We start from the raw sequence: 14,963 nt of genomic DNA on the forward strand, positions 1-14,963 counted from the left end.
CTATTGTCTATTTTGATGTTTGTCTTTGTCCGTATGTTTTAAATTTTTCAGCCATCAATTCCATTTCTTCGTCTGGGAGGATGACTGGTTCTCCCATGCTTTTGGCAACACAGTAAATTTTTGCACAGTATTCAACTTCTTCAATAATGTTATAGGCATTTAGCAGGTCTTGGGCTCCAGCTAGGATACCGTGGTTGGCAAGAAAGACTGCACGTCTGTCTTTCATAGCCTTGGCTGCATTTTCAGCCAATTCCTTGGTTCCATAGGTGGCATAATCCGCAACCTGGACATCCTTACCAGCTACCGCAATCATATAGTGACTGGCTGGAAGAGGTTCTCTTAGGACCGCTAAGACCGTTCCATAGGTCGTATGGGCATGGATAACAGCGTCAATATCATCCCGTTCTTGGTACTGAATCAGGTGCATATACCATTCGCTTGAGGGGAGGCGATGCCCTTCTACAACATTCCCCTCCAGGTCCATAATGACAATGTCTTCTTCCTGGATTTCAAAGAAATCGATTCCTGAAGGTGTGATGGCCATCAACCCCTGCTTTCTATCAAAGACACTAAGATTGCCACCTGTTCCCTTTGTAAATCCTTCTGTGACTAACTTTTTACCGTAAGCGATGAGTTCCTTTCTTTCTTTTTCCATGAACATAGGCTGTTCTCCTTTATTTGCTATATAGCGGACCTAGAACCTCACACATCTTGAAGTCAGCCGCTTCTAAATCTTTTGTTCCCACACCATCAAAGATTGCTGGTCGGAAAATCCGTTCCCTTGGAACATTATGTAATGCCACAGGAATACGGAGCATACTTGCTAGTGTAATTACTTCCGCACCGATATGTCCATGAACGAAGGCACCGTGGTTGGAGCCCCAGTGATTCATGACATCATACACCGTTTCAAATCCTGGCTGACCAAGATTTGGAGCAAACCAGGTAGTTGGCCAAGTGCGGTCCGTCCGCTCATCCAGGATACGATGCACCTCATCATCTAGCGGGCAGGTATAGCCTTCTGCAATCTGCAGGCTTGGACCCACACCCTTAACGAGATTGACACGAATCAAAGTTACTGGCAATTCTCCCTCTGTCTTAAAGTGTGAAGAGAAACCACCTCCGCGGAAGTATTCGTAGTTGGCACGGCACCAGTCTGTGGCTTCGAGGCAGGCTTTGACATCCTCCTCGGTCATATTCCAAAATTCTTTCATGGTCGGTTGTCCATTTTCATCTCGCGCAGCTGCACTGCCGTCAAGAGCTGAAGCTCCAGAATTGATGAGATGGAGAATTCCATCCTTGGCACGACCGGTCAATTCCTTACCTGTTACACGTTGCACCGCCTCTGGGCTCCAATAGGTTCTGACATCAGAGAATATTGGAGCCTTATTGGTTAGGAGGGTTCCAAATAACATGGCGGTTGCATTCAATGTATCGTTTTCAGTCGCAAAAGCGGTCACGGGTCTCGGACCATTCCAGTCGAAGGTTGAGGCCAAAATCGCTTCAGCGAAATCTCCATTTGGTAGCCAGTCAGTCCATTGTCGCTGACCCTGGAAACCACCTGAGATAGCATTTCTACCACGAGACTCTTCTTCCCAGCCGATTTCTGCGAGTTTTGGGTTTCCAAAGAGAATATCTCGAATAATCAAGGTTTGCTTGGCAATAAATTCCCAATCCTTATCTGCAGGGATTACTTTTGACTTCGTAATAACTTCTGGGAAATCTTTTCCAGCATTAATGTCAATGCCTTCTTTACAATTTTCCTTTATCCAAGCCAGGGCCTTTTCATACTCGTCTTTGTCATAGATTTCCAGCTGGATACGGCGAAGGATTTCGGTCATGTCGACAAACTCTACCAACATTCCCAGATAGTCTTCAAAGAAGGAGCTTGTAACTTGTGAGCCGGCAATTCCCATTGAAGATGCTCCGATGTTGACATAGGATTTTCCCTTCATCTGACCAGCTGCGATTGCTCCTCTCGCAAAGAGAAGGATTTTTTCAGCCACATCATCTGGGATTGAATTATCATTCAAATCCTGAACATCATGCCCGTAAATCTTAAAGGCTGGATACCCTTTTTGAGCATAGCCACTCATAGCCGCCGCAAGATAAACTGCACCAGGCCGCTCTGTGCCATTAAAGCCCCAGATAGCCTTGATGGTATGGGGATCCATGTCCATGGTTTCAGTACCGTAGCACCAACTTGGTGTAACTGAGAGAGTCGCTACAATATTTTGACTTGAAAACTCATCATAGACAATACCAGCATCACCCTGACCACCGATGGTACGACTAGCGACCACACACTGGACAGGCGTTCCATCAGCATAGCGAAGATTGCTTTCAATTAATTCCTTGGCAGTCACTGCCATGGCCATTGTCTTTTCTTCCAGGGATTCACGAACCCCACCTTGTCGTCCATCGATAGTCGGACGAATGCCAATTTTAGGATAGTTTGTCATCCTAGACCTCCTCCTTTTCGGGATAAAAGTAGTGAAAGTTTACTGAATTTGTCACAATTTCCTTGGCTTCAGCCATATCCTTTATATAACCAAGTGCTTTGAATTGGATAAGGGCATTGCCTAGAGATGTTGCCTCATACAAGCCTGTCACAACTGTCTTTCCTGTCACATCGGCAACTAACTGAGAAAAGTACGTTGACTTCGACCCGCCGCCAATCAGATGAAGGTAGCTAAAATTGTATTCAACAACTTCTTCCAACTGGCCAATAACTTCTCTGTACTTATGAGCCAAACTATGATAGGCAATCTTGAAAAGTTGACCGGCTTCCTCTGGTTTGGAATGGCCTTTTTCTACTAAGTAGGTCTGAATTTTTTCTATCATGTGACCTGGCTCAGCAAAGCGACTGTCATCTGTATCAATAATCGAAACGTCTTCATCTACTGCTTCTACCAGCTGACGAATAGTATCAAAATCAAGTTCCTGTCCCTGTTCCTTGTAGTCTCGTCTCAGTTCCTCGACAATCCAAAGACCGGTGCAATTTTTTAAAAATCGTATGCTACGACTGTGCCCAAGCTCATTGGTAAAATTGTAGGTCAAGGCTTTTTCTGTCAGGATTGGATTCTCCAATTCTGTTCCAATCAAGGACCAAGTCCCACAAGAAATATAGAGTGTTTTCTCCTCCAGGATCGGTATGGCGGCAACTGCACTCGCCGTATCGTGCTGGCAGACATTGATGACCTTGATACCGTCTGGTGTTTTCCCAAGGACATTACCTTCGTCCACCAAGTCAGGTAAGAGCAAGTCTGACACTTCAAACATGGCAAGCACTTCGTGGTTCCATTCCTTTGTCAAAGGATTAAGCATCTGTGTCGTCGAAGCGATGGTTCGCTCAATAGCAAGTTCTCCTGACAATCGATAGTTGAGATAATCAGAAACCATAAGTATCTTGTATGTTCTAAAATAAGATTCTGGTGATTTCTCTTTAGTCGCAATCAGTTGGAACAATGTGTTTATTTCCATTAACTGATTTCCTGTCTTATAATATAGGTCATCAAGTGATGAATACTTGGCTATATTGTTTAGGATTCCTTTTGTTCGACTATCTCTATAACAAACCGGTGGAGTTACTAACTTCCCTTGACTATCAACCTGAGCAAAATCAACTCCCCAAGTATCAATCCCAACGGCTTGGATCTCATATGATTTTTTAGCTGTCTGAATAGCTAATTCTATATTTTGAAAAAGATGTTCTACATTCCAACATAGTTCGCCGCGATGCTTTATCGGGGAATTCGTAAATCGTACTAACTCATTTGCAATAATCTTATCTTCAACAAGTGAATAAGCCACTGCTCTTCCTGATGTAGCCCCCAGGTCAATGGCAAGTACCGATTGCATTTTCTTCACCTCCAACTTGTTACCGCTTTCATATTTTTATTTTAAGATATTAAATCTTGATTTTCAATAGATGAACGAAAAAATGAATTTTGTTCAAAATTCACTAGGTTTATATTTCACTTTAGTTCATTTTATGTTATTATATACATTAGGAGGCTTGATATGAGCAGAGACAAACGCTTAAAAGATATTACAGAAATTCTTCATACCAAAAAGAGAATTGATGTCAAACAGCTAGAAAAATTAACGTTTTCAAGTATATCAACCCTTCGGAGGGATTTAATTTATTTAGAAGAACAGGGATTCCTAACCAGAAAACGTGGTGAAGTCGTTCTTAATTCTTTTAATACCGTTGAACTAGCCCATTCAATTAGGGAAACCGAAAATAGAGATGCTAAAAAGAAAATTGCAGAACTTGCCAAGGACTTTATCGGTCCTGGTATGTGCATTTACTTGGACTCTAGTACAACTGTTTATGAACTTTGTCCCTATCTAGCTAACATTGATAACTTAATTATTTTTACAAATGGTTTAAATACTGCTCAAATGTTGGCAGACCTAGCAAATCCAACAATGAAAATCTTCATCACTGGTGGTGAAGTCAAACACCACTCCGCTTCTGTTATCAACCATAATAGTGAAAATAACCTATTAAGTCATTTCCGTATTGATTTAGCTTTCTGTTCAGCCCGTGGTATTGATGATGAATTTGTCTATGAAGTTTCCTTTAGTCAAGCATTGGCTAAAAAGAGTATCATCGATCAAGCAAGAGATACGATCTTACTCATTGATAGCTCAAAATTTAATCATACAGGTTTCTTCAAAATCAATAACTTAGAACAGTATAAAACCATTATTTCTGATAACTATCCTGATAAAACATTGCTGAATGCCGCTGACCAACTCAATGTAGAGTGGATAGCTTATGATTAATAGTACTTCTTAACAAAACAATTTAGCTTATCGCTCTACAACTTTGAACTGTTGTAGCAAGCACAGTAAGTGGGTACCCACTTACGATAAAATTAACGAAGCAGACGCCCTTGGCTCTGCTTTTTTCGTTACATTTTACTTGTTAGGGAGAACCCTAAGACCCCAATAGAAAGGAATAGATAATGGAAAAACGTACTAGACCCAATCAATTAAAAATTCGACTTTCGGATAAAGAACTTGCTCAAGTGCGACAAAAATATGGACAATCTAGGTCAAAATCAATGCGGCATTTCGTCCTCAAGTGTATCCTTGAAACATCGATTTATGAAGTCGATATGCAGCCATTTAGAGAGTTACAACATCTCCTTTCCAAGACCTCCACTAATGTCAACCAAATTGCCAAGAAGGTCAATACTTACTCCCTTGTTTATAAAGAGGACATTACGACAATCCAAAACGAAATATATCGTTTGAGCAAGGAACTCAATAAATTACAAAACATACTCTACAACAGAACAGATCAGGGGGATATTTAATATGGCTGTTACTAAAATTCACCCCATTAAATCTACTCTGCATTTTGCAATAGACTACATCTTTGAGAAGAAAAAAACAGATGATCAAACGCTCATTTCGACACACATGTGTTTTCCTACCACTGCTCATTTACAATTCTTACAAACTCGAAAAGAGAATAAAGTAAATGGAACGGTACTAGCTAGACACCTGATTCAGTCCTTCTTACCAGGTGAAGTTGACCAAGAAACTGCCCATAAAATTGGACTAGAACTCTGTAAAAATATCTTGAAAGATGAGTATGAATTTGTACTTACTACTCATATTGACAAAGGCCATATTCATAATCATATTATTTTTAATAATGTCAATTTTAAAACTGGGAAATGCTATCAAAGCAATAAACGGACCTATCACCAAATACGGTATACTAGTGATCGCATATGCAAAAAATACAAATTGTCAATTATTGATGAACATTATCAAACCTATCGAACGAAATACAAAACCAGAGGAAAATCCCATTATGAGTGGGAACAAAGCCAAAATGGTAAAGGTTGGAAGTCATATTTACAATTTCTTATCGACCTAAATATTTCACGTTCGAACTCATGGGACGACTTTCTTGACCGTATGAGGAAATCAAAATGCGAAATCAAATTTGGAAAACACATTGCCTTCAAATATAAAAATGCTTCTAGATTCACACGCTCTAAAACAATAGGATCCGACTATACTGAGGAAAGATTGAAAAAAAGAATTGAGAATAATCCGCCTCAACAACTTATTGATACAAGTAAGATTAATGATAAAAAAGGATTGGAATTTTGGGCGAGAAAACACAACTTAAAATCCATGGCACAAGGTCTAGTTGAACTGAGAAACCTAGGTATTCAAACAAAAAATGATTTAGAACTTGCCATCGAATCTATTGCTGATAAACAAATCTCGATTCAAGATGAAGTTAAGCAAATTGATAAAGAAATGACGGAACTTGGTAAGATAATGAAAAATCTTTACGTCATACAGAAGAATAGACTCATTTATCATCATTATCAGAAGCAACCAAATAATCGCCAGTTCTTAAAAGAATATCAGAAAGATATTACTGCCTACAAAAAGGCCAAACAAGACCTTTCACTCAATAATAAATCAGCCAATCCAAAAGACATATTATCCCAGTTAGAACAATTGCAAGAAAAAAAGAATACCCTTATGACAGAGTATTCTCAAATAAAATTTCAATTCAACAAACTATATCAGCACAAGAAAAATATTGACTATTACTTTGAAACTGAACAAAATCGCAATATTTAAGATTATCCACCAGCTAGATAATCCATCCGCTTCTTCCATACAGGTATAGAAACAAAGAAGAATAGTATATAGTAAAATACATCATTAGCAAGGTCATTATTCAAAAACTGTAACCGATAGGTTGCTTCAATGTTTGAATTCAAGATTGATAACAGGGAAGTTATGAAATCAATTGCCAAACAAATACCTATCCCTACACCAAAATATACTATGACGAAATTGATAATCTTACTTACCTTTGGCAAGTAAATGGTCAACAACAACATTAGAAAACTATAGACCACGATTGAAGTCAATCCAAACAAAACATCCCAAAAATAAATCATATTTCCGCTTGAAATTTTACTGGATACTGGTCCGTGTAAAAGATAAATTGTATAGATAAATACTGCAACGAAATCAATTGCAAAACAAGTAAGCTTAACAGAAGTCTTTGCAAAGAAAAAGAAAAGACAAATTGCTGCAACAATAATTAGCCCATATAAACTTAACAAAATCATAACAGTATCACTCCTTTTGCACTTCTAGTTTACTGCATTTCTCATATTTTGTCCGCTCATTATATAGAATTGTCGAATTATTTTTAAACTAATACTTGTCAAATTACAAAAAATATTTTATACTTTGTGTAAGTTTATAAACTGACACAGAAAGGAGTAATCATGTTCTCTCCAAAAAAATTAAAAGAAAAAAGAATAGAATTAGGATTTTCACAAGCTGAAATAGCACGAAAACTGAAGATTAGTCGCATGTCTTTTAGTGCCTGGGAAAGCGGAAAAACCAAACCAAATCAGAAGAATCTTTCCATACTTGCTGATATTTTCGACGTAGAGGAATCTTTTTTTGAATCTGAATATACTATCGTTCAAAACTATCTTCTACTCACAGATGAAAATAAATTAGCTGCCGAGGATTATGTTGAACAACTTTTAGCATCTCAATCCATTGCTGAGAATGTTGTGTCACTGTTCTCCTATCAGGTGCTTTCCGAAGTTCAATTATCTGCCGGACCAGGTGAAAGTTTCTTTGATGAGTATGAAACAGAAACTGTTTATTCAGAAGATGAATATTCAGGGTTTGATATAGCAACTTGGATTTCAGGTAACTCAATGGAACCTGTTTACAAAGACGGAGAGGTTGCGTTGATTCGAGCTACTGGATTTGATTATGATGGGGCTGTCTATGCATTAAACTGGAATGGAGCTCTCTACATCAAGAAACTCTATCGTGAAGAAGACGGCTTTAGAATGGTTTCTATCAATCCAGATGTCGTCGAGAAATTTATCCCCTTTGAAGATGAAATCAGAATTGTTGGCAAGGTTGTAGGGCACTTCATGCCGGTGATTGGAGGTTAGTAATGTCAAGACAGTTTGACGACATTATATTTATTAAAGCAAATAGAATTATTTTTTTACTCGACCAAAAAGAATATGATGTAACTGACCATTTAACTGAATTGGTTGATGAATTAGCAAATTTGAAAGCTAGGTGATCACTATAGGCTATATTGACTATTCTAAAGAACCCCGTAGCGATATTGCTTTTGTTGATATGAAATCCTTCTACGCTTCTATCGAGTGTGTGGATAGGGGATTGCACCCGCTTTACACTTCACTATGTGTCATGAGCCGTGCTGATCATGCTTCTGGCCTTATTCTTGCCGCTTCTCCCATGTTCAAACAAGTGTTTGGAAAAGGTAATGTAGGACGTTCTTACGACCTGCCTTTCGATATAAACACTCGCAAGTTTAGCTACCAAAATGCTTGGAAACAAGGGATTGAAGTTACTCCGAAGTACAAATCCTTTATAGAGCATTGGGCCAAACGAACACTGATCGTTGCCCCACGAATGGAACGGTACATTGAGAAGAATTTGGAAATTCAGCACATCTTCCAGGACTATGCTGCTCCTGATGACATCCATCCCTACTCAATTGACGAGGGATTCATTGACCTGACAAGCTCTCTACGTTACTTCATCCCAGGCGACAAACTGTCAAGAAAAGATAAATTAGACAATGTTTCTGCACTGATCCAAAGGGATATTTTCCGTAAAACAGGGGTTATCTCAACAGTTGGGATGAGCAATGCTAATCCCCTACTAGCCAAGTTAGCATTGGATAACGAAGCCAAGAAAACCCCAACAATGCGTGCCAATTGGTCCTATGAAGATGTGGAAACAAAAGTCTGGGCAATACCCAACCTGACAGATTTTTGGGGAATCGGTGACAAACGAGAAAAAAGGCTCCGTAAACTTGGAGTTAATTCTATCAAGGAGCTTGCCAATTTTAATCCAGATGTTCTCAAGAAAGAATTAGGCAAAGAAGGTGTTCAGCTATGGTTCCATGCAAATGGAGTTGATGAGAGTGACGTTCACGAACACTACAAACCCAAATCAAGAGGGCTTGGAAACTCTCAAATGTTACCAAGAGACTATCGTACTCAAAGGGAGATAGAAGTTGCCCTAGCTGAAATGGCGGACCAAGTTGCTAATCGACTGCGACAAGCCCACAAGAAGGCTACTGTTGTTTCTATTCATATTGGCTTTTCATGGACGGAGAAACGAAAATCCATCAATGCTCAAAAGAAGATAGACCCAGCAAACCTACCCAGAACAATGGTCAACCATGTTCTTGAATTGTTCCGAAGTAAATATTCATATGGAATTGTGAGGCAAATAGGGGTCACATATAGTGGTTTTGTGGATGAAAATTTGACGCTCCTATCGCTTTTTGATGACTTAGAGACAATAGAGAAAGAAGAAAAAATACAGACCGCAATTGATGCTGTTAGAGAAAAATTTGGCTTTTTAGCTATTCAAAAAGGAACCGTTCTGACCGAAGGTTCCCGCAATATTGAACGTAGTAAACTAATCGGCGGGCATTCCGCTGGTGGATTGGAGGGATTAAAATGATTGACCGTTCATACTTACCATTTCAATCAGCTCGAGAGTACCAGGATGTCAAGATGCAAAAATGGATGGGCTTTTTCCTGTCTGAGCATACCTCTGCACTCTCAGATGATGCGAGCAATGTGACTTATTTATCCGAACTAAGCATTGAGAAGAAATTACTCCTACTCAGTCAAGTCTATGCAGGACAACTTACCGCGCGCATTGACGTAACAGAGAAGAAACAACGTGTTTCCTATATTGGTACCATTCCAAATTTAACCAAAGACAATATCCTAATCAAAACTAAGGCTGGCCATGTCAAGCTGAAAATGAATGACATTATCAGTATATCTCTAGTTGAGGAGGCACTTTATGAATCTGCTTGATTTCCAGCGTAATGAACTTCAAATGGACTATTCTAGCGAGAGTTATCAGGACTTTGAGAGAGATTTCTACCGCTACTCCGACATGAATATTCCATTGACCTTTCTGATAGACGATATTCTGAAAGCAATGGCAGCATCACATAAAAACTACTTTGTTCTCAATAAGGAAAAATCCCTAGATAACCGTGACCACTACTTTATATTCCAGATTGAAACTCTTGATGACAATAAACTTATCAGGAAATTCATCTATCAGAAAACGACTACAAGTTTGGCATAAAATAGGAGCTCATCGGATGATGGGCTCCTGTTCTATAGCTATAACAAAGAATATCTAGGTAAATGAGATCTATATCGAATTTTATTAAAAATTGGCGAACGTTTTCGCGAATTTCCGATTCGCTGAAATTGTTTCAATCTAATAGTTTTCTTTAAAGTTGATTGATTCTTTAATACATATATTTGTCTAAAGAAGGCATAAGCTAAAATTGCTTTCTGTACCATTAAATAATCAACCTGATTATCCTTGATGCGACCATGTAAGAATAAATTTCTATTTAATGGAATTTCATTTCTATAGTACATATCTTCGACTTCATCAAATCGCTTATATAGATTTATACCTCGATTATTATTTTTTTGTGATTCACTTGTGTAAGAGAACTCATTTACGAGTTTATTCAAAAAATCACTTTTCCCTTGCAAACTGTCAACCACAGTTCTAACACCGGCCTGAGACGTTTTAATCTTTGAGAGCTTCCTGGCATCTTGTAACTGCATTTCAGTTATTATAAACTCAATTCTTTCCAGACAAAATATTACCATTAATTTATAATATTTAAGTTTCTCCAACTGTAGTAATTGATTTATTTCGTAATACGTATCTATTGATAGGGGAATAAAGTCATAAACATTTTTATTATAGCTACTTTTCCAATAATTCAAATGCTCAAGTAAAACCATATCAGCTTCAGCTTGATTTTCAAATCTTGTTCGAACATATACATCATTCAAAAGTAATGGTGGTATGTAAACATCATACTCTAAACAGTAAGCTAATTTTCTCTTTTCATTTTCTTCGAGTTGTTTGAGTAAGCCTTTAAAATCAATATTTCGAATTATATTAGAAAGAGTAGAATTTATTATCCGAATGTTTTTTTCTAATTGCTTAAAGGCAGGTTTCATTGCACTAAAAACTGTACTTATGTATTCAGAGTGTAGTTTAGCAAGTCGAAAAGAATGTTCAGACATCATTGAACCAGCTATTTTTGCCACCTCAGTTAACTGATTATTATCAATCATTTCACCAACTCCTCATACATGTCAAACAGTCTTTCAACGGTCTCGCTTTCAGTCAGCCAAGTGTTGGTGCCGTCAACGTTCTTGGTCATGCCATAGGCTGTCATAACAGCTCTATCATTGGCCTGGTGAGCTTTTCTAAGTTCGACCGGCATGGTCAGCTCGTCATAAAGGTCAGCTAGGCTCGAATCTGGATAAAGGGCACGGGCATCCAAAATCGCCTGCGCTGTTTGAGCAATCTTCTCCTTCTGCTCCTCCGTCACCTCTGGCCAAGGGAAATTGTTGTAGACAATATCTTTCGAATATCGGTAATCTGATTTCAGGCGGCCAGCAACAGCTCGCATCCAAGCCATATGAACATTAGAAATCAAAATTCCGAAGTGGAAATATGATGCATTTGGTATGATTTGAATTTGGTTATTAGTGATAACATCCCCCCTTACATAACCTAGAGGTATATAACGTCTATTTTCTGAAGATACAATTGGAACAGCGATGTAATCTTCTCCAATAGGCTGTGTTTGTTGTGCAAACAAGGTTGGGGTCTCGGCAAACTTTTGTATTTCTTTTGCTTTACTCGATAGTCGAAAATCTCTTACATTTTCAATCCGCTTCATAACAGTTGGCATTTTTCTCAACTCGGATATTGGGCAATCTTTAATAAATAGTACCCATCTATAACCATGGGGATGCCCAGTCTGATAATTGGCAGTAACAATTCCTTGCTCCGTATCTTTGATTATTTGTTCCACCCGTTTTATATCACGTAATATCAAGTCAACATGACACCCGTTTATAACTAACCATCCACCGCCATTAACCCAATCACCCCACGCTCCGGGAGGTACAACAAGGTTGTTTCTATTCTCATCATCCAACTCTGTAGCAATTTGATTAATCGCTGTCAGGTCAAATGAGTCTGAATTGTAATAGATTCCGATATCTATATCAGAATTTTCTGTATGGGTGCTTCTTGCACGTGAGCCCCCTAATACAATGCCTTCTATAAAAGGCAAAGATGATAATTTCTCTGTTACTATTTGAATAACATTACCTACCATATAAACATCCTCCTTTATTCGTTAGATATTTTTATTTCATCTCCATCTGGTAAAATAAATGCCTGCACAAACTTGACACCTAGCACATCAGCAATAGCCTTCAACTCATCCAAGGTTACTGTTTCTCGTTGTAATTTTTTATTGAAATTCTGTGGAGTCTGGCCAATACGTCTAGCAAGTTCGGAAACACTTATATTCATTTGCTCACACAGTTCTTTAATCATTTCTGCCGTAGTCATACAGCACCTCCAAGTTTATGCTAAGAATAACATAAACCATTTGGTTGATAAATGCAATAGTCATTAAAATATTATTATAATCAGCAATTAAAAGAAAACCCACAACTCTACTTCAGAGTCATGGGCTATTTACTTCTGGTTTTCATATTTCCATTTCGATACCTGGTTTGAAGGCTATGACGAAGTGGTCTTCATAGACCTTAACGTTCTGGATTATCTTCCTTACAAGCTTATCATCATATTCTAAGGTGCGGAATTTGTTCTTGCGGATAAATTCAATCAACTCATTGATGCGCTCGTTCTCGCCACTGAGGGAGGCATCTTCTACTAAAAGAGTCTGACGCTTATCTCGCATCTCATCGATCTCATCTACCAGGTATTCATAATCTTGACCTTTATTGGCCAGCTTGATTAGTTCTTTTTGTTTTTCATCTAGTAGGGTATTAATCTCTGAAATTTGGTATTCTGTGGTTTCTCCAATCACAGCATGAATATTTTCTTCCAGTGTCTTTATCATATTGTTGCCACCAGCAAGTAGCTTATTAATTGCGGTCATTACCGCACCATAGAGTTCATCTTCTTTTACGGTTCGGTTCTTACATACCTCGGGACCCTGCTCGATTCTAGTCACGCATCGCCAGACAAATTCTTTTCTGCCATGAATATTCCAATAGGTTCTCCTATAAATATCGCCACAATATCCACAGAAGGTGATGGCACTTAAAGCGTACTTGCTACTATAAATTCTTTTGTTCTTGCCTTCTCCTGTGTAGATATTACTTCTCCGATAAATTTCTTCTTGAGCCTGCAAAAATAACTCTTTAGAAATAATCGCTTCATGGCTATTTTCAACATAATACTGGGGAAAATGAGAGATTAACTACAGTCTCACTTACTGGCTAGTGACAGTAAGCAGACACACTCAACGTTTAGTACTCAGGCGATTTAGGGATCAAGTCAACAAACACTAAAAACTATTGATTGCATAGGATTTTTAAGCATCTCCTAACAACCCAACATCTAATCTATCACTTCATTTAAGTAGGGTATTTTAGTTTCGCTGTTAAAATCAAGCCTATTTTTATCTGTGGATGTAAATCCTACTAATATCCGATTCTCCACTCCCTTAAGCCATGCAAAGAAATTCTAAACCATATTTGCACCAAAAAGAGATTAACCACTAGCGGATCGAAGAAAAACACCTTGTCTCAGCTACGTCAAAAGATGAAATGTGAGTGACGCTAGATTCGTGCTTCAGCAATTCTAGGATCGAAGCGGTCTCGCAGCCCCTCACACAAGGCGGTTTTCCATAGGATAGCGCGAGATTCAATCACCACTATTTGCCAAAGAGCCCAAAAAACCGCTAGCCAAAAATCGGCTACCGGTTCTAAAAATGATGTTTATCCTTTTCGAGTCTAACAACTCGTCAGGACGAACAATAATTATTTTCTTGTTAACAGACATACTGCTTCCACATGGATTGAGAGGACAGAATGAATGTCATTTGTGTATGTCCGTTCTCGGAAACATATCCACGACACTTTTTGCACTATCGGTAGACGGGAACATATCCATAGGCTTCGCTGTTTTTTGAAAAACTGAGGTATGCTGTTAATTTTCAGTACCCAATACTGTGAATAACGTTACTCTCCTATTCACTAATGTAATTCAACAATCTTTCTAAAATGTCATGTGTAACTTTTAAGTTGTATTGTTCAATAAGGTGACTTTGCAAATCCATAACTAATAGCAAAGAATTTTTATAGGCTTCAAATAATTCTACCTTATCTAATCGAGCAGTGGTCTTTGCAAATTTTTTATAATTTTCAAGGCTAATTTCTTTTTCAAGGTTTTTACTCATGTTTAGCCAATTATCAGCATTTTTTTCTGCCATACGTATAAGTTGTAGTGTATTTTTTGAAGTTGTGATAAGAGTTCTAATGAACGAGCATATTCTCCTCTTTTTAGAACGTTGATTCCCATCAACCATAGATTAGAGAAATTACACAACAAAAAATTAGCATTTTCTTCAGTAAGTCTATTTGGTCTTGCACCACTTATCTCTGATAAATAATTTTCTAATTGCCCTGTTTCATCGTAAATAAGCATAGCCTTCGTATCAGGAATATAACCTGAATCTTTAAACGAGGGGATTATGTTCATATCTTTTTCAGAAAGGAAATGAAATTCCCCACGTATAAGATTATCAAAAATAACTACCTCTGTTCCGTACTCATTTTTATAAAGCATCAAGTACGGAGCTACGTCAAACAACCAGTTGGATGAATCAAAGTTCGAGGTTATACTATCTTTCAAAAATATATAGAACTCTATATCAGAGTATTGGTCACCTTCTCCTTTGGTAAACGATCCATACATCATACAAGCTGTAATTCGTTCATCTGACTCAGTAAGATTCTTAACGTTTGCAATTAATTCTTTTTGTTTTAACATTTCTT

At 38.1% G+C, this 14,963-nt stretch carries 15 protein-coding genes and 2 pseudogenes; 8 read left to right on the forward strand and 9 right to left on the reverse strand.

Translation table 11 applies throughout. The annotated features are described in order from the left end of the window. Nucleotides 1–7 precede the first annotated feature (7 nt). The 3 genes from AB1F57_RS08480 to AB1F57_RS08490 are packed head-to-tail and all read right to left on the reverse strand — an operon-like array spanning nt 8 to nt 3,861. Nucleotides 8–655: an L-fuculose-phosphate aldolase gene (locus AB1F57_RS08480; RefSeq protein ID WP_024394495.1), complete on the reverse strand. Its 648-nt coding sequence runs from the start codon at nt 653–655 to the stop codon at nt 8–10. A gap of 19 nt (nt 656–674) precedes the next feature. Next, nucleotides 675–2,462, reverse strand: coding sequence for an L-fucose isomerase (locus AB1F57_RS08485; protein WP_167785444.1), 1,788 nt, complete (start codon nt 2,460–2,462; stop codon nt 675–677). Between the two features lies 1 nt (nt 2,463). Then, on the reverse strand, nt 2,464–3,861 hold the full coding sequence (locus AB1F57_RS08490) for a rhamnulokinase family protein (RefSeq protein WP_167785443.1): 1,398 nt from the start codon (nt 3,859–3,861) through the stop codon (nt 2,464–2,466). 162 nt (nt 3,862–4,023) lie between these two features. On the opposite strand from AB1F57_RS08490, the gene AB1F57_RS08495 reads away from it, so the two are divergent. The 3 genes from AB1F57_RS08495 (at nt 4,024) to AB1F57_RS08505 (ending at nt 6,627) form a co-directional block, all read left to right on the forward strand. Beyond that, nucleotides 4,024–4,794, forward strand: a complete 771-nt coding sequence (locus tag AB1F57_RS08495) for a DeoR/GlpR family DNA-binding transcription regulator (protein WP_167785442.1) — start codon at nt 4,024–4,026, stop codon at nt 4,792–4,794. 182 nt (nt 4,795–4,976) lie between these two features. Continuing rightward, nucleotides 4,977–5,330 (forward strand): plasmid mobilization relaxosome protein MobC, encoded by a 354-nt coding sequence (mobC, locus tag AB1F57_RS08500; protein ID WP_105209163.1) that lies wholly within the window; start codon nt 4,977–4,979, stop codon nt 5,328–5,330. A 1-nt stretch (nt 5,331) separates the two neighbouring features. Continuing rightward, nucleotides 5,332–6,627, forward strand: a complete 1,296-nt coding sequence (locus tag AB1F57_RS08505; protein WP_105209164.1) for a relaxase/mobilization nuclease domain-containing protein — start codon at nt 5,332–5,334, stop codon at nt 6,625–6,627. Nucleotides 6,628–6,629: 2 nt separating this feature from the next. On the opposite strand, the gene AB1F57_RS08510 is transcribed toward AB1F57_RS08505, so the two are convergent. Further along, nucleotides 6,630–7,127 carry a hypothetical protein gene (locus AB1F57_RS08510; protein WP_105209165.1) on the reverse strand — a complete coding sequence of 166 codons (498 nt, stop codon included), beginning with the start codon at nt 7,125–7,127 and terminating at the stop codon, nt 6,630–6,632. A gap of 162 nt (nt 7,128–7,289) precedes the next feature. Here AB1F57_RS08510 and AB1F57_RS08515 point away from each other — a divergent pair, with 162 nt between their 5' ends. The 5 genes from AB1F57_RS08515 to AB1F57_RS08535 are packed head-to-tail and all read left to right on the forward strand — an operon-like array spanning nt 7,290 to nt 10,185. Next, on the forward strand, nt 7,290–7,982 hold the full coding sequence (locus AB1F57_RS08515; RefSeq protein WP_105209166.1) for an XRE family transcriptional regulator: 693 nt from the start codon (nt 7,290–7,292) through the stop codon (nt 7,980–7,982). A 2-nt stretch (nt 7,983–7,984) separates the two neighbouring features. Then, complete coding sequence (locus AB1F57_RS08520) at nt 7,985–8,119, forward strand: hypothetical protein (protein WP_261310772.1); 135 nt, start codon at nt 7,985–7,987, stop codon at nt 8,117–8,119. Nucleotides 8,120–8,124: 5 nt separating this feature from the next. Then, nucleotides 8,125–9,540, forward strand: coding sequence for a Y-family DNA polymerase (locus AB1F57_RS08525; protein ID WP_167785482.1), 1,416 nt, complete (start codon nt 8,125–8,127; stop codon nt 9,538–9,540). Next, complete coding sequence (locus tag AB1F57_RS08530; RefSeq protein ID WP_167785440.1) at nt 9,537–9,905, forward strand: hypothetical protein; 369 nt, start codon at nt 9,537–9,539, stop codon at nt 9,903–9,905. Before AB1F57_RS08525 ends, AB1F57_RS08530 begins: the two co-directional genes overlap by 4 nt. Further along, nucleotides 9,892–10,185 (forward strand): DUF5960 family protein, encoded by a 294-nt coding sequence (locus AB1F57_RS08535; RefSeq protein ID WP_167785439.1) that lies wholly within the window; start codon nt 9,892–9,894, stop codon nt 10,183–10,185. The genes AB1F57_RS08530 and AB1F57_RS08535 overlap by 14 nt, the downstream gene beginning before the upstream one ends. A gap of 38 nt (nt 10,186–10,223) precedes the next feature. On the opposite strand, the gene AB1F57_RS08540 is transcribed toward AB1F57_RS08535, so the two are convergent. The 5 genes and pseudogenes from AB1F57_RS08540 to lnu(B) all read right to left on the reverse strand — a co-directional run bounded on the left by AB1F57_RS08540 (nt 10,224) and on the right by lnu(B) (nt 14,958). After that, the gene (locus AB1F57_RS08540; RefSeq protein WP_222350716.1) at nt 10,224–11,207 is read right to left on the reverse strand and encodes a hypothetical protein; all 984 of its coding nucleotides are present in this window, start codon (nt 11,205–11,207) and stop codon (nt 10,224–10,226) included. Beyond that, a complete protein-coding gene (locus AB1F57_RS08545; RefSeq protein WP_167786444.1) occupies nt 11,204–12,265 on the reverse strand; it encodes a type IIL restriction-modification enzyme MmeI in 1,062 nt (353 codons plus the stop codon). The genes AB1F57_RS08540 and AB1F57_RS08545 overlap by 4 nt, the downstream gene beginning before the upstream one ends. Before the next feature lie 14 nt (nt 12,266–12,279). Beyond that, the gene (locus AB1F57_RS08550) at nt 12,280–12,504 is read right to left on the reverse strand and encodes a helix-turn-helix transcriptional regulator (protein ID WP_002303393.1); all 225 of its coding nucleotides are present in this window, start codon (nt 12,502–12,504) and stop codon (nt 12,280–12,282) included. 142 nt (nt 12,505–12,646) lie between these two features. Next, nucleotides 12,647–13,468 (reverse strand): annotated as a pseudogene (locus tag AB1F57_RS08555) (recombinase zinc beta ribbon domain-containing protein); the annotation flags it as partial. Between the two features lie 687 nt (nt 13,469–14,155). Continuing rightward, nucleotides 14,156–14,958: pseudogene (gene lnu(B) / locus AB1F57_RS08560) on the reverse strand (lincosamide nucleotidyltransferase Lnu(B)). Nucleotides 14,959–14,963: the final 5 nt, after the last annotated feature.

The sequence above is a fragment of the Streptococcus nasisuis genome (genome assembly GCF_040836615.1).
GTDB lineage: Bacteria > Bacillota > Bacilli > Lactobacillales > Streptococcaceae > Streptococcus > Streptococcus suis_V.

Bases quoted from the DNA above. Each gene is read 5' to 3' on its own strand.
- AB1F57_RS08495 (WP_167785442.1), top strand. From the start codon at position 4,024: ATGAGCAGAGACAAACGCTTAAAAGATATTACAGAAATTCTTCATACC.
- AB1F57_RS08520 (WP_261310772.1), top strand. From the start codon at position 7,985: ATGTCAAGACAGTTTGACGACATTATATTTATTAAAGCAAATAGAATT.
- AB1F57_RS08505 (WP_105209164.1), top strand. From the start codon at position 5,332: ATGGCTGTTACTAAAATTCACCCCATTAAATCTACTCTGCATTTTGCA.
- AB1F57_RS08490 (WP_167785443.1), bottom strand. From the start codon at position 3,861: ATGCAATCGGTACTTGCCATTGACCTGGGGGCTACATCAGGAAGAGCA.
- AB1F57_RS08535 (WP_167785439.1), top strand. From the start codon at position 9,892: ATGAATCTGCTTGATTTCCAGCGTAATGAACTTCAAATGGACTATTCT.
- AB1F57_RS08540 (WP_222350716.1), bottom strand. From the start codon at position 11,207: ATGATTGATAATAATCAGTTAACTGAGGTGGCAAAAATAGCTGGTTCA.
- AB1F57_RS08530 (WP_167785440.1), top strand. From the start codon at position 9,537: ATGATTGACCGTTCATACTTACCATTTCAATCAGCTCGAGAGTACCAG.
- AB1F57_RS08545 (WP_167786444.1), bottom strand. From the start codon at position 12,265: ATGGTAGGTAATGTTATTCAAATAGTAACAGAGAAATTATCATCTTTG.
- AB1F57_RS08550 (WP_002303393.1), bottom strand. From the start codon at position 12,504: ATGACTACGGCAGAAATGATTAAAGAACTGTGTGAGCAAATGAATATA.
- mobC (WP_105209163.1), top strand. From the start codon at position 4,977: ATGGAAAAACGTACTAGACCCAATCAATTAAAAATTCGACTTTCGGAT.
- AB1F57_RS08485 (WP_167785444.1), bottom strand. From the start codon at position 2,462: ATGACAAACTATCCTAAAATTGGCATTCGTCCGACTATCGATGGACGA.
- AB1F57_RS08515 (WP_105209166.1), top strand. From the start codon at position 7,290: ATGTTCTCTCCAAAAAAATTAAAAGAAAAAAGAATAGAATTAGGATTT.
- AB1F57_RS08480 (WP_024394495.1), bottom strand. From the start codon at position 655: ATGGAAAAAGAAAGAAAGGAACTCATCGCTTACGGTAAAAAGTTAGTC.
- AB1F57_RS08510 (WP_105209165.1), bottom strand. From the start codon at position 7,127: ATGATTTTGTTAAGTTTATATGGGCTAATTATTGTTGCAGCAATTTGT.